Origin of the sequence: Chitinophaga rhizophila, from assembly GCF_019492185.1 — a bacterium.
Classification (GTDB): domain Bacteria; phylum Bacteroidota; class Bacteroidia; order Chitinophagales; family Chitinophagaceae; genus Chitinophaga; species Chitinophaga rhizophila.
The window spans coordinates 66,984-81,065 of the sequence record NZ_JAICCF010000004.1; the positions used below are offsets into that span (position 1 = coordinate 66,984).

General features: G+C 44.9%; 8 protein-coding genes. 7 read left to right on the plus strand and 1 reads right to left on the minus strand.

What is annotated here, in order from left to right:
* Positions 1 to 2: 2 nt before the first annotated feature.
* From K1Y79_RS20460 to K1Y79_RS20485, 6 genes are read left to right on the plus strand one after another with little or no spacing between them, the layout of a single operon-like run.
* Positions 3 to 1,157: a sugar transferase gene (locus K1Y79_RS20460; RefSeq protein ID WP_236059761.1), complete on the plus strand. Its 1,155-nt coding sequence runs from the start codon at positions 3 to 5 to the stop codon at positions 1,155 to 1,157.
* Positions 1,157 to 2,368 (plus strand): glycosyltransferase, encoded by a 1,212-nt coding sequence (locus K1Y79_RS20465; RefSeq protein ID WP_220252057.1) that lies wholly within the window; start codon positions 1,157 to 1,159, stop codon positions 2,366 to 2,368. Before K1Y79_RS20460 ends, K1Y79_RS20465 begins: the two co-directional genes overlap by 1 nt.
* A complete protein-coding gene (locus tag K1Y79_RS20470; RefSeq protein ID WP_220252058.1) occupies positions 2,352 to 3,275 on the plus strand; it encodes a glycosyltransferase family 2 protein in 924 nt (307 codons plus the stop codon). The genes K1Y79_RS20465 and K1Y79_RS20470 overlap by 17 nt, the downstream gene beginning before the upstream one ends.
* Positions 3,263 to 5,164, plus strand: a complete 1,902-nt coding sequence (gene asnB / locus K1Y79_RS20475; RefSeq protein ID WP_220252059.1) for an asparagine synthase (glutamine-hydrolyzing) — start codon at positions 3,263 to 3,265, stop codon at positions 5,162 to 5,164. The genes K1Y79_RS20470 and asnB overlap by 13 nt, the downstream gene beginning before the upstream one ends.
* 3 nt (positions 5,165 to 5,167) lie before the next feature.
* Positions 5,168 to 6,298 carry a glycosyltransferase family 4 protein gene (locus K1Y79_RS20480; protein WP_220252060.1) on the plus strand — a complete coding sequence of 377 codons (1,131 nt, stop codon included), beginning with the start codon at positions 5,168 to 5,170 and terminating at the stop codon, positions 6,296 to 6,298.
* A gap of 18 nt (positions 6,299 to 6,316) precedes the next feature.
* On the plus strand, positions 6,317 to 7,051 hold the full coding sequence (locus K1Y79_RS20485) for a class I SAM-dependent methyltransferase (RefSeq protein WP_220252061.1): 735 nt from the start codon (positions 6,317 to 6,319) through the stop codon (positions 7,049 to 7,051).
* Between the two features lie 414 nt (positions 7,052 to 7,465).
* Here K1Y79_RS20485 and K1Y79_RS20490 read toward each other — a convergent pair whose 3' ends face one another.
* Positions 7,466 to 8,803 carry a lipopolysaccharide biosynthesis protein gene (locus K1Y79_RS20490; RefSeq protein ID WP_220252062.1) on the minus strand — a complete coding sequence of 446 codons (1,338 nt, stop codon included), beginning with the start codon at positions 8,801 to 8,803 and terminating at the stop codon, positions 7,466 to 7,468.
* A gap of 498 nt (positions 8,804 to 9,301) precedes the next feature.
* Between K1Y79_RS20490 and K1Y79_RS20495 the strand changes: the two genes are divergently transcribed.
* Complete coding sequence (locus K1Y79_RS20495; protein ID WP_220252063.1) at positions 9,302 to 14,035, plus strand: PKD domain-containing protein; 4,734 nt, start codon at positions 9,302 to 9,304, stop codon at positions 14,033 to 14,035.
* Positions 14,036 to 14,082 lie beyond the last annotated feature (47 nt).

Below are 14,082 nucleotides of genomic sequence, written 5' to 3' on the forward strand. Positions count from 1 at the left end.
GCATGAATACATTTACTCCTGAACTGAGCGTATTGAAGAATGCGGCCCCAAAACAGTTTGAAGAACGTGAACAGACCTTGCCCCGACAAATTGTTGCCGACAGTAACATTGTATTGTTTGTAGGACAGCATATTGAAACTCCTGAACTGGAGTCACAGGGATATAAGTGTTTCTTCGCACAGGACTATGACACTGCCGTAGTTACCATTGAACAATTACAATCTGTTTTCCGCAGAAAACCAGGTGTCATTATTTATAGGTCGCATACCGACAATCACAGAGGCCTGAATGCCTGGAAACAATTTTTCCAGCAGGATAGCAGCTACGCCTGCATTCCATTCCTGTTGTATACGGCAGAAGTAACACCGGAAATGAAGGCCGCTGCCAAGCAGTACACCTTCATCGACGAAATCATCACGGATCAGTGCCTGCCCAGACTTTCATCGAAAGTTGCCTTTATTAATAAATTTAAACAACTGAACGCTTTCCCTCCACTCACCGTGGTTGGCGGTAAAAGGAAACAAGATCACAAACGTACCGCTAACGCCGTTTTGAAAAGAGGTTTCGATATCATTGTTGCGGGAATCGCTTTACTCGTGATTAGCCCTATCTTATTGTTAATTGCAGCGATCATCAGACTTGAATCAAAAGGCCCCATCTTCTATGCCGCGCGACGCGCAGGTAAGAACTACCAGGTGTTTAAATTTTACAAGTTCAGAACGATGGTAGTTGATGCGGACAAAAAACTGCAGCAACTGCAGCACATGAACCAGTACAAAAGCGGTGACGGTCCCGTTTTCTACAAGGTATCAAATGACCCGCGCGTAACGCGTTTCGGTGCCTTCCTCAGAAATACAAGCCTTGATGAGCTCCCGCAACTTTTTAATGTTTTGATAGGAGACATGTCTCTCGTTGGTAACAGACCTTTGCCTTTATACGAGGCATCTACACTGACCACCGATGACTGGGCTCAACGCTTCCTGGCACCGGCCGGCATCACAGGCCTGTGGCAGATCAGCAAAAGGGGTAAAAAGGAAATGTCTGCCCAGGAAAGAATTGCGCTGGACATTAACTACTCCAACCAGCATAGCTTCCGGTACGACATGTGGATCATGGCCAATACCCCCAAAGCACTAATACAAAAAGATAATGTGTAATGATCTTTACGATTGAATTAATTTTACTTGTTTACCTGGCAGGTTGCGTATTCTTTAATCTGCTGTTTTCAATAGCCGGACGCCTCTTTCCAAGGAAAAGTAAAAATACCGCCGATACACTTACTTATAGCAGGATAGCTATTCTGATACCTGCATACAAGGAGGATGATGTTATCCTCTCCGCTGCACAGAGCTATGAAACGCTCAGTTACCCTGCAGATAAATTCGAAGTGATTGTCATTGCTGACTCGCTGCAGGACGCTACTGTCAGCAGGTTACGAGGAGAAGGGATTACCGTAATACCGGTTTCTTTTACCAAAAGCACAAAAGCGAAGTCACTGAACGCCGCTTTCTCACAACTTCAGGATGATCAGTACGATATGGCTATTATCGCTGATGCTGATAATATTCCAGCGCCTGATTTCCTGCAAAAGATAAATAGTTCTTTCCTGCAGGGACACCAGGTAATACAAGCACAGCGCGTAGCTAAAAACCTCGATACGCCTTTCGCTATTCTCGATGCGGCCAATGAAATGATCGCTAATCATATTAATAGAAAAGGCGCTAACGCACTCGGATTGTCTGCCTCCATCATCGGTTCAGGTATCGCTTTTGAATACAAACTGATTAAACAGGCGCTCAAAGAAATAGAAGCTATCGGTGGTTTTGATAAAGTGCTCCAGCAGCTTGTTGTTGATAAAGGCTACCACATCCATTACCTGGAATCAGCACTTATCTTTGATGAGAAGGTAGAAAATGCGGCAGCCTTCGAGAATCAGCGTAAACGCTGGTTGTCCAGTCAGCTGGTTTACCTGCGCCAGTATTTTGGCAAAGGTTTCCGTGCCCTGCTAAAAGGACGTATCGACTACTTTTATATGGCTGTCGGACAAAACATGCTGCTGCCACGTATGTTGCTCCTGGCTGGTGTGTGCTTTATGACATTCGTCTACCTGCTATTGGGCCATTACCTGACAATACCCTTCTACGCCTGGGCACTTACCCTCGCTGGGTTTGTTGTCAGCATGCTGCTGCCATTACCTGGTAAGTTTTATTCTAAATATCTGCTGACTGTCATATTGAACCTTCCCCGTGTAGTTGGTATCATGCTCGCGCTGGTATTCAAACTCAAGGGTGCCAACAAGACGTTTATTCATACAAAACATTCCAAAACAAGTATAGATAACCCACTGGTCAATGTCGCAGGAAAATAACATAGCACCGCTGGTATCCATCGTAACGGTCAACTATAACACAACTGCCGTTACCTGTGAATTGTTGCATTCCATCAGCAGCAATAGCTATCGTAATGTCGAAGTGATCGTTGTTGACAATGCTTCTGTCGAAGATCCTACTGCTGCACTGCTCGAAGCCTATCCGGAGGTGAAGGTGATCAGAAGCGCTACCAATAAAGGTTTTGCCGGAGGTAATAACCTGGGTATCGTAGCCGCTACCGGCGCTTATATATTCCTTGTCAATAACGACACAGAATTTACTGACGGACTGATAGAAGGACTGGTTGAAGTATTCCATCAGCACCCGGACGCCGGAATGGTAAGCCCGAAATTCCATTACTTCTTTCATAAAGGTACCATTGAATATGCCGGCTACCAGTCTGTGGACGTTTTCACCGGCCGTAACAGTATGATCGGTTGTAAAGAGGCAGACCAGGGTCAGTACGATCAGCTGTCATCCACCAATTACGCTCATGGCGGTGGTATGATGACTACAGCTGCGGTACTGAAAGACGTAGGACTCATGCCGGAAGTATATTTTCTTTACTACGAAGAATTTGACTGGTGCGAGCAGTTTAAACGCAAAGGATATAAGATCTACTATCAGTATAAATCGCTTATCTACCATAAAGAATCAATGACCACGGGTAAAAACAGTCCGTTAAAGACGTATTACCTGACCAGGAACAGAATACTGTTCATGCGCAGAAACGTGGCGTTACCGAACCGAATCATCTTTTTACTGTACCTGACGCTGTTTACCATTCCCAAGAATACGTTACAATTTTTGCTAAAAAGAGAGAAAGAACATTTGAAAGCTTTCTGGAAAGGCATTATCTGGAACGTAAAACATCGTCAACTAAATTTAATACCATGTGTGGCATAGCAGGGTTTATTGATTTCTCCAAGAAGGCCAGCCTACCCGTACTGAAAGACATGACCGATGCGCTGTTGCATCGCGGTCCGGATGATGGCGGTTATGAAGTATATGAACACCCGAATGCAGTAATTGGTCTGGGACAAAGACGCCTGTCAATACTTGACCTTTCCAGTGGCGGCCACCAGCCGATGCATTTCAAACAATACACCATGATCTTTAATGGCGAGGTGTATAATTTTAAAGAGATCCGGCACGAACTGGAGCAACAAGGTTATCATTTTACCTCCACCAGCGATACTGAAGTATTGATCAAAGGATATGATTGCTGGAAGGAAAAAGTGGTAGACCGTTGTATCGGTATGTTCGCCTTCGTGATCTATGATAAGGAAGAACAGCAGGTGATTTTCTGTCGCGACAGGGCAGGGGTAAAGCCACTGTACTATTACTGGCATAACGACGTATTGCTCTTTGCTTCTGAACTGAAAAGCTTCAGCCGCTTTCCGTCTTTTGAAAAGAAAATCGATGTCAACAGTGTATCACTGTTCCTGCAATACAGCTATATTCCTGCGCCTTATACAGTTTTTGAACATACGCATAAACTGAAGCCGGGACATTTCATGCATTTATCGCTGGTCAATAAAGCATTGACTACCGCTGAATACTGGAGTGTGCTGGAGGCTTACCGTCAGCCATTAACCAATATGTATGAAGGAGATATTATCCGCCATACAAAAGAGCTGATGGAAAGCGCTTACCGTTACAGAATGGTAGCTGACGTACCAGTAGGGGTATTCCTGAGTGGCGGATACGACAGCTCAAGTGTTGCCGCTATCTTACAGGCTTCTTCTGGTAACCGTTTGAAGACTTTCACTATTGGTTATAAAGAAGCACAGTTTGATGAATCGAAAGAGGCACGCAGGATTGCGCAGCACCTCGGTACTGATCATACAGAATGGATCGTAGGTCCTGAAGATGCAAGAGAAATTCTTGAACATCTGCCAGAGATCTATGACGAGCCATTTGCAGATAATTCTACCGTGCCCACTACGTTGGTGAGCAAACTGGCTGCCAAGCAGGTAAAAGTGGTGTTATCCGCCGATGGTGGAGACGAACTGTTTGCCGGCTACAATAAATTTAACCAGTCATTGCAGTATACCGAGCGCTTCCCTAAGACTATACAGGGCGTTGTAAGTAAGGTAATGGGTATAGTTGATCCAGCGTACATCCCTTATTTCAACAAACAGTACAACTTTGCCAGCCGGTATGAGAAAATGAAACTCATATGGGCATCCGGTAAGTCTCAGCAGGCATTGAAATACATCAGCCAGTATATCACCGAGTCGGAAGCGGCCAATTATCTTGGAGGCGCAAAATCTGCTTACAAGACCAATTTTGACATGAACGGAGAGCTGAATAATATCAATGATCCGCTGAACCGGTTATTGTCTGTTGACTATAAAACTTTCCTGGTAGATAATAACCTGGTAAAAGTAGACAGAGCTACGATGTCTGTCGGCATTGAAGGGCGTGAGCCTATGCTGGATCACAGGCTGGTAGAGTTCCTGGCGAAAGTACCTGCTCATGTGAAAGTAAAGAATAAGACCAACAAGTACATCCTGAAAGAGATCGTACATCAGTATATCCCTAAGACTTTAATGGACCGTCCTAAACGTCCGTTTATTGCTCCGCTGACACACTGGTTCAAAGATGAGCTGAAGGATCAGATGGAATATTATCTGTCGCCGGCTAAGCTGCAGCAGACGGGTATTTTCGACCCTTCACACATCGAAGTACTTAAACAGAACTATTTTAACGGCGGAAAGGTGAGTCACCAGAAACTCTGGAACATCCTTGTATTCCAGTTATGGTACAGCCGGTGGATGGAACAATTGTAAAACATGGAAACGATAAAAAAGATCAGGGTTTTACAAACCATCCGTCAGGGTAAGATCGGGGGTGGAGAGAGTCATGTACTCGATCTTGTACGTTACCTTGACAAGAACCTGTTTGAACCAGTGGTGTTATCTTTCACTGATGGTCCGATGATTACATCGCTGACCCAGATGGGAGTACCCGCTCACGTCATTCATACGGAGCGCGCCTTTGATATAGGTGTGTGGAAAAAAGTAAAACAATTCCTACAGGCACAGCAAATGGATATCGTGCATGTACATGGTACCCGTGCTAATACAAACGTACTTTGGGCAGCGCGTTCTCTCGGACTGCCAGTAATATACACTATTCACGGGTGGTCTTTTCATGACAGCCTGCCGGCCTGGAATAGGAAAGCCAGGATACTGGCGGAGAAGTTCATCACCAGGCGTACCAGGCTCAATATTACCGTGTCTGATTCCAATCACCGCACAGGCGTCAGAGAATTTGGCAGTTTTAAATCAACTGTTGTCAAGAATGGCGTGAACCTGGACAAATTTGATCTGGAGGGCACTTACCCTGATGTGAAAGCCAGCTACGGCATACCCGCCCATCACCTGGTGATCGGATATATTGTCCGTATTACTGAACAGAAGGATCCGCTTGGCATGCTACGGGCCTATGCCCACGTATGTACCAACTTTAAGGACGTCACTTTGTTAATGATAGGAGAGGGCGACCTGAAAGCAGCGGCGGTGCAGCTGGCCAAAGACCTGGGTATCGCAGACCGGGTGATCTTCGATAACTTCCGTCAGGATGTACCAGCAGTACTCAATGCTGTTGATATCTACTGCCTGCCTTCGCTATGGGAAGGATTTCCTATTGGCGTGCTTGAAGCGATGGCTATGGGCAAAGCAGTCATTGCTTCCGATGTAGATGGTACGAGAGAGGCGATAGAAGATGAAGTCAGCGGACTTTTAGTACCACCTAAGGATGAAGGTGCATTGGTTGCAGCCCTCGAAAGACTATTAAAAGACCGTGCAATGCGCCGGTACTTACAGGAAAACGCCGGTAAGTCCGTAAAAGCAAAATTTGACGTACGGGAAATGACCCATAAAATTGAAACGGTATACCAGCAGGTGCTGGCCCCATTGTAATATCATTAAACTTTACGCATGAAAATCAGAAATCCCCAATCCCGTTATGACCTGGACATTAGAAAGACGGACAGGGTACTAGAGGTTGGAGGCGGTCATAATCCGCACCCCAGGTCAAATGTGGTGGTAGACAAATACGTAGATGACAATACACATCGTAGTGGCGATATAAAAGTGCTGAAAAATCAGCAGTTCATGAATGCAGATGGCGAGAACCTGCCTTTTAAGGATAAAGAGTTTGATTATGTGATCTGCAACCATGTGCTTGAGCATGTTGAGAATCCACACGCGTTTTTGCGTGAGCAGTTCCGTGTGGCAAAGAGAGGTTATATGGAAACGCCTTCCCTATTGGGAGAGCACCTGTATCCGAAGAAATCTCACAAATGGGTCTTACTGGAAGTAGATAACAAAGTGATAATGGTGGATAAGGAAAGGATAGCATTTCCTACCAGCTTCGACTTTGGCGATCTGTTCCTGGAATATCTGCCCAAAGCTTCTATTGGTTACAAAATTATGGAAAGAACACATCCGAACCTGCATACCATGCGCGTTGAATGGGAAGGTAGTTTTGATTTCATTGTAAATCCGGATGATAAAGATATTCTGAAATACTTTGAAGAGCCATGGACACGCGAAATGGTACTGCACTATTTCCCACAGCGTTCTCTTGGTCAGGAGCTGGCAGAGGCGACACGTGCATTTACAGACATCTGTAAAAGTATCATCCGTTCCCGTGTGCTGAAAAGAGTATAATTATTTCAATAGGTTTGTTTTAAAGGAGAGCGCCCCCGGATAACACCGGGGGCTTTTTATTTTCTGGCAGCAAATGATCACAGGTCGTTTTGCAGCCGTTTTTGTCTTCATCATCCTACGTTCATCCTACGTCTTAAGACGTAAGATGAACGTAGGATGATGAGATTCAGAAAGCGGGAAGAGGTCCGGTACAGCTCCTGCCAGGAGAATTTTTGCAGGTAATGTAAGGAAATGATAATCAGAATATTGTGTAATTCTCTTGCGTCCTATGCACACGTTTTGGCGTCCTGTGGACATGGGCTGAAATGACAACCTCAAATGCGTTAATATTGTAAAAGTGATTCCGGAAAACGGGTTTGCGTCTGAAGCGGAAGTTTATTTTTCCATTTCGTCCGAAGACCGGAATCAGGCTTATTATTTGGCCAGTTTAAGTTTACCGGTAATCTTTTCGAGCATCGTTTTGCACTCTGCCCATCCCAGTTTGACGATTTCTGCCATGGTGAAAGGAACATACTTTTTGAGCATGAAGTAGCCGACCACAACGCAGATGATCATATTGAGCAGCGAACCGAAAGCGACCCAGCGAACGTCGTGGAAAAGTTTGATGAAGACGATGTCGCCGATGATGTTGAGTATGAGTTTGAGGAAGTTTTTGTAAAAGTTGGTCAGCGGACGGTTAATCATATCCAGCGCTACCCCGATAAAGCGGTCGATCGGGTAGAATATAGCGCAGAGGAGGAAGATCCGGACTACATCTGTTGCTTCCAGGTAGGCCTTATCAGCCAGGATAATGATTAATGGTTTTGTGAAGATGATCAGTCCGATGATGAAAGGGATGATGACGATACTTACCACACCGGTGTAGCGGGAAAAGGCGCGGGATACGCCTTGCCAGTCATTCCGGTTAGCAGCGCCCGAAAGCGTAGGCTGGGCGGTGGCGACGAAGCTGCGGAGTATGATTTCGATCACTTCCATGAACTTTTGCGGGATGCTGTAGATAGCCACAGCTGCAGGGCTGATCATGGTACGGATGAGGAAGTTATCTGAATAGTTCAGGAAACCAGAAGATATCATACTGCCAACAATGAGCCATCCGTATTTGACGAGGATGATCACCTGTTTTTTTGTGCTGTAAATAACCGTACGGATCTTTGTCCAGCCTTTTATGAGCGTAAAGGTACTGGTAACTGCGAGGCCAGCCATGTAGGCAAATAACACATGCGGGAGTGTTACTGAACTAAAGAAGTGGAAGGCCAGTATGAAGACCAGGAAGCAACCGTTTTGCCAGAAGCGCACCTGTAATATTTTATCAAAACGGTGTTCTGCCTGGAGGAACCAGCTGGCGACGTTGAAGGGTACGGATACAATCATCATAACACCCAGCCATCGGATAAAAAAGCGCCATGTTTCATCAAAGTGTCCGTAGAGCGCTACGGCGACAATAACATTGAGGATAAGATATATACCTGTAAGTAGTAGCACAAGGTACCAGGCACTTCCGGCCACTTCCTTGCCAGTCTTTTCATCTACGCCGGTATAGAATTTTATGATTCCTGAATTAAGTAGTGCGGTACGGATCTGGTCTAATACAGTATAAGTTCCGATGAATAAAACCCATTCTCCAAAAGCAGACAAAGATAACAGGCGAACTAAGATCGCAAAAGATAGTACGTTAAGGAAAGCTGAAACGAGGTTACCTAATAAGGAGTGAAAATGCCTGTTGTTAACTACCGATAATAATTTAAATCCCATGTATATGATATAAATCCAGTGAATTGAAATTTTGAGCGGTCTTTTTAACAGGATGAGGCTATTCGGGGTGTTGATTCCGTGAATACAATATTAGCACACTATAAAAGTTTGACAAAATTTAATTCAGACAGCCCCAGCAATTTAATATATATTATTCTATTACGCATTATTTTTTTTTATGCTTTATAAATAAAGTTAATTACATATAAAAAATATTTTATTTGACAAATAAAAATATTGTACTTTGCCGCCGGAACTTGAAAAGACTGAAAAATTAAAAGATTATCAGGGGATTGTAGAACGTCAGTATAGCATATTCAGACAGACACCCTTATGAACCGACGCTGTGTGTGAGATAGAATCTGAAAGACCTTCTGGGACAACGTGCAAGATTACAACCAACGTGCTAACCTTTATCGACTGATTGCTTTGTCATTTTTTTAGAGTCGGGGATAGGCCCCGCAAGCACACCATATAATTATTTGAAAAACCTGACTGATGAAACATTTGTACTCTACTATGTTCAGAAAGTTAGCTGCTTGCCTTGCAGTGCTTCTGTTCTCTACTTTAGCAGTAACCGCTCAGCAGAAAGCGGTTTCATTGGCCGGAACACGGGTTACTAACTCCGGAGGTTATTATGAATATGTGCCTCCATCTTATTCCTCCAGCAACGAGTCTTTTCCTTTGCTGATATTCATTCATGGTATTGGTGAATTAGGCAATGGTACCAGCAATTTACCTGCGGTACTGAGGAATGGTGTACCAATGCTGATTAACAAAGGAAAATTCCCTGAATCATTTACTGTTGGCGGTAAGCGTTTTTCTTTTATCGTTGCATCTCCGCAGTTCCGGAACATTCCAAGTCCTGCAGACGTATTGAGTCTGATTAATTACCTCAAGAGTAAACACAGGATTGACAATAAACGTATCTATGTAACGGGTATGAGTATGGGCGGTGGCGTTACTGAAGATTTTGCCAGTGCAAACGATTCGTATGCTAAAATACCGGCAGCTATCGTAGCTGTTGCTGGCAATATGAGTCCATGGCAGATGTCAAACGCTCCGAAAGTACTTGCCAGAAATAATGTGCCTGTTTGGTTCCTGCATAATAATAATGATCCTATTGTTCCATCTGAGTATTCCAAGCAGTGGACCTCTGTTATGAATGCTTATAAGCCTTCGCCTAACCCCCGTCCCAAACTGACTATCTTCGATACCTTCGGCCACGACGCATGGACTACCGCATATGATCCATCTTACAAAGAGAATGGTATGAACGTATATGAGTGGATGCTGCAATACCGTCAGGGAGAAGCAGCGCCACCACCAGGCAATAAGAAGGTAATTGCGAAGAACAATGTTGGCAACGGAATGTGGTATCTGGATGCCATGAAAGCATTTGACCTTGACCCCGGCGATACGCTGTGTATTCCTGCAGGCGACTATGAGTTCATTCAGCTTGGTAATCTTGTTGGTACTGCTCAGAAACCGATTGTAATTATGAACTGTGGCGGTGTCGTAAGAACTGGTATCAGAACTTTGAAATCAGATGTATCCTTTAGCATCATGGGTGGAAAATTCCTGCACATTAATGGTTCAGGAACACCTGGTGTTGAATATGGATTTGATATAAATGGACGTAATCTGCTGGGTGTGAAAATGCAGGGAGTATACCTGGGTTCCGGCAGTACAGATATCGACATTCATAACTTCTCTATACATGACGTAGGTTCCTTCGTCGTAGCTAAAACCACCCAGGAGTGCGATAAGCCAGAGTTCTGGGAAGGCAGATATGTGATGAAGAATGTAAAGATCCACCACATTAAAGGTCGTAATGCTGACTATGAAGGATTTTACATTGGTAATACTCACTATCTGCTGGATTATGTTTTCTGTAAAAACATCCGGTCTCACCATATCCAGGATCTGGATGTGTATGATAATGACCTGCAGAACATGGGACAGGATGCTATACAGGTATCCATGGCCGACCTGGGAGAGAATAAGATCCACCATAACGTAGTACGCAACTATGGCAGAACAAAAGTAGAAGCGCAGAGCTATGGAATGCTGATGGGTGGCGGTTCCCGTGTAAAGCTATATAACAATGTCATTGATAACGGTTATATGCCGGGCATCGCATTGTTCGGATCTGGTGTATCATATGTATACAACAACATAGTATCTAATGTTGAAAATGCAGAAGGTATAACGGTAGCGGATAAACTGGTATTTGATCCTGTTACTGCTTACATCTATAACAATACTATTTACAATACTGAAAATACAGGTATCAAAATATATGCTTATCTGACCAGAACAGGCCACAAAGTGTATAATAACCTGGTGATCGAAGATAAAGTCGGTGGCAGTTATCCGACTGAAGGTCTATACATCAGAGGGGCCCAGAACATCAAGTTTGATTATGGTAATAACCTGTTTACCACTACCGCCAATGCCGGGAAATTTGTGACGAATGTGAGAAGTGGCGACTTCCACCTTACCAGCAACTCAATCGCAATCGATGGTGGCCGTTCTGTATCCGAGTTCAACCTGATTACAGATCTTGATGATGCCAGACGTCCTGTAAACAGCGGATATGACGTTGGTGCTTACGAATATCAACTGCCTAAAACACCTCCGAAAGGGAATGCGGCGCCAAATGCGAACGCAGGTAAAGATATTACGATCACATTACCTGTTAGCACAGTAACGCTGGACGGTACAGGTTCAATAGATACGGACGGTAAGATCAGTTCCTACCTGTGGCGGAAACTAACAGGTCCGGCAGGAGGTAACATCGCAAATGCCACTTCTGCTATAACTGCAGTATCCGGACTGACCGCAGGAACATATATTTATACACTCACAGTAACCGATGATAACAGAGCAACAGATGTAGACAGCGTGACGGTTAAAGTAAATCCGGCACCTGCAAATAAACCACCTATTGCTAATGCCGGCAGTGCAGTTACAATTACGTTGCCTGCTAATACCACAACATTAGATGGTAAAGCCTCTGCAGATGAAGATGGCTCCATCAGCAAGTATGAATGGAAGAAAGTGAGCGGTCCTGACGGTGGAAGAATTGTAACACCTGCGGCGGTAAGAACTAATATTACCGGACTGAAAGCAGGTACCTATGTATTCTCACTTACTGTTACAGATAACAGGAACGCTACGAGCACAGCAAACGTTACGATCACCGTAAATCCTGCTGCCAACAAACCTCCTGTAGCGAATGCAGGTAATACACAAACCGTCACGCTACCGGTAAGTACCGTCACTGTTGATGGCAGGGCATCTACCGACCCGGATGGTAGTATCAGCAAATACGAGTGGAAAAAAGTGAGCGGTCCGACAGGAGGTAATGTAACTGCTCCTGGAGCTGTAAGGACGACTATTACCGGACTGACAGCGGGGACCTACGTATTCTCACTGACAGTTACTGATAATAAGAACGCTACCAATACCGCTACTGTAACCATCAATGTAAATCCGGCGGCTAACAAACCACCTGTTGCAGATGCTGGTAGCGCACAAACTATCACGCTGCCTGTTAATACAGTAACCCTGGATGCTAAAGCTTCTTCCGATGCAGACGGTACTATCACCAGTTACCAGTGGAGGAAAGTGAGCGGTCCGGCAGCAGGTAATATTACGTACCCGAGAGCTGAAAGAACAACAATTACCGGACTGACAGCAGGTACTTATGTGTTCTCACTGACAGTGACCGATAACAAGAATGCGGCCAACACCACGACTGTAACCGTGCGGGTAAATCCTGCGGCTAATAAGGCACCAGTTGCAGATGCAGGTAATGCGCAGACAATCACACTGCCAACAAGCAGTATAACACTGAACGGCAGCGGCTCATCAGATGCAGATGGCAGAATAACAAGTTATGCCTGGAAGAAGGTGAGCGGTCCGGCCGGTGGTAATATAACGGCACCAGCAGCAGTAAGAACAGCTGTTACCGGGTTGACAGCAGGAACCTATATATTCTCACTGACAGTAACCGATAACGACGGCGCTAATACTACAGCTACCGTGACCGTAACAGTGAAAGCCGCGCCACAGGCTAACAAACCGCCTGTTGCCAATGCAGGTCCGGACGTAACCATTACGCTACCTGATAATTCGGCCTTACTGGATGGCTCGCTGTCAATGGATCCTGATGGTAAAATTGTGAAATACGCATGGCATAAAATATCCGGTCCGAATGGCGGCACTATCAAATACAAAGATATTCCTGTCACTAATGCACAATTACTGATAGAGGGTACATTTGTACTGGCACTGACCGTCACCGATGATAAAGGAGCGACAGATACAGATACTATGAGACTGGTGATTAAACCTGCTGCACCAGCAGTTAACATACCACCAATTGCCAGGGCAGGAGATGACGTGACAATCAGACTTCCGAATAACAGTGTTGTATTGAATGGCTCAGGATCTTCCGATCCGGACGGAGTGATCACGAAATACCAATGGCTGAAGATATCAGGTAAGGATGTGCGCTTCTCGAATGCGAACGGAATTGTCAACGTAGTATCTGGTCTGGTAGAAGGTACTTATGAGATAGAACTGTTTGTAGCTGATAATAAAAATGCGACAGCCAGTGACCGCGTTAAAATTACTGTACTTGCAGCAGAGAACAGCAGTGGTAAACCACCCGTGTCACTGACCCAAGGAGATCTTACATTGCAATTACCGGTATCAAGTATAAATGCTGATGCGAGCAGGTCTTACGGCAATGGTGCTAATATCAGCACTTACGCATGGAGACAGGTATACGGCCCGATCCAGGCAAGTATTGCGGAACCGGGAGCAAAGGCAACGGCTATTGCAGGTATGACATTCCCCGGCAGTTATGTGTTTGAGCTGACAGTAACAGATGAAAGACGACTGAGCAGCCGTTCAACATTTGAGGTGAATGTAATTGACAGAGGATCAGATGGAAGTGTGCTTGCACCAGAGATAACCACTTATCCGAATCCTGTAGTGAACACGCTGACTTTCAAACAGCGTACAAAGTCCGGAAGTGAAGGTACTATTACCATCTTCAATATGGCAGGAAAGGCGATGAAGGTCTACGCGCTGCCAGCAGCAGAAAATATCCAGCAGAACCTGGATGTGACGTCACTGCCGGCGGGTACCTACATTCTGCAGGTGTTGTATAAGAACAGCACTTACAAATGGAGTACGAAATTTATTAAGGCGGATTAGTCATCAGCTAAGCCACCAATAGTAAAGCACGATGCGCAAAATAAAAA

What these genes read in the sequence shown, in the direction of transcription:
- K1Y79_RS20485 (WP_220252061.1), top strand. Translation starts at nt 6,317, where the DNA reads ATGAAAATCAGAAATCCCCAATCCCGTTATGACCTGGACATTAGAAAG.
- K1Y79_RS20490 (WP_220252062.1), bottom strand. Translation starts at nt 8,803, where the DNA reads ATGGGATTTAAATTATTATCGGTAGTTAACAACAGGCATTTTCACTCC.
- K1Y79_RS20480 (WP_220252060.1), top strand. Translation starts at nt 5,168, where the DNA reads ATGGAAACGATAAAAAAGATCAGGGTTTTACAAACCATCCGTCAGGGT.
- K1Y79_RS20460 (WP_236059761.1), top strand. Translation starts at nt 3, where the DNA reads ATGAATACATTTACTCCTGAACTGAGCGTATTGAAGAATGCGGCCCCA.
- K1Y79_RS20495 (WP_220252063.1), top strand. Translation starts at nt 9,302, where the DNA reads ATGAAACATTTGTACTCTACTATGTTCAGAAAGTTAGCTGCTTGCCTT.
- K1Y79_RS20470 (WP_220252058.1), top strand. Translation starts at nt 2,352, where the DNA reads ATGTCGCAGGAAAATAACATAGCACCGCTGGTATCCATCGTAACGGTC.
- asnB (WP_220252059.1), top strand. Translation starts at nt 3,263, where the DNA reads ATGTGTGGCATAGCAGGGTTTATTGATTTCTCCAAGAAGGCCAGCCTA.
- K1Y79_RS20465 (WP_220252057.1), top strand. Translation starts at nt 1,157, where the DNA reads ATGATCTTTACGATTGAATTAATTTTACTTGTTTACCTGGCAGGTTGC.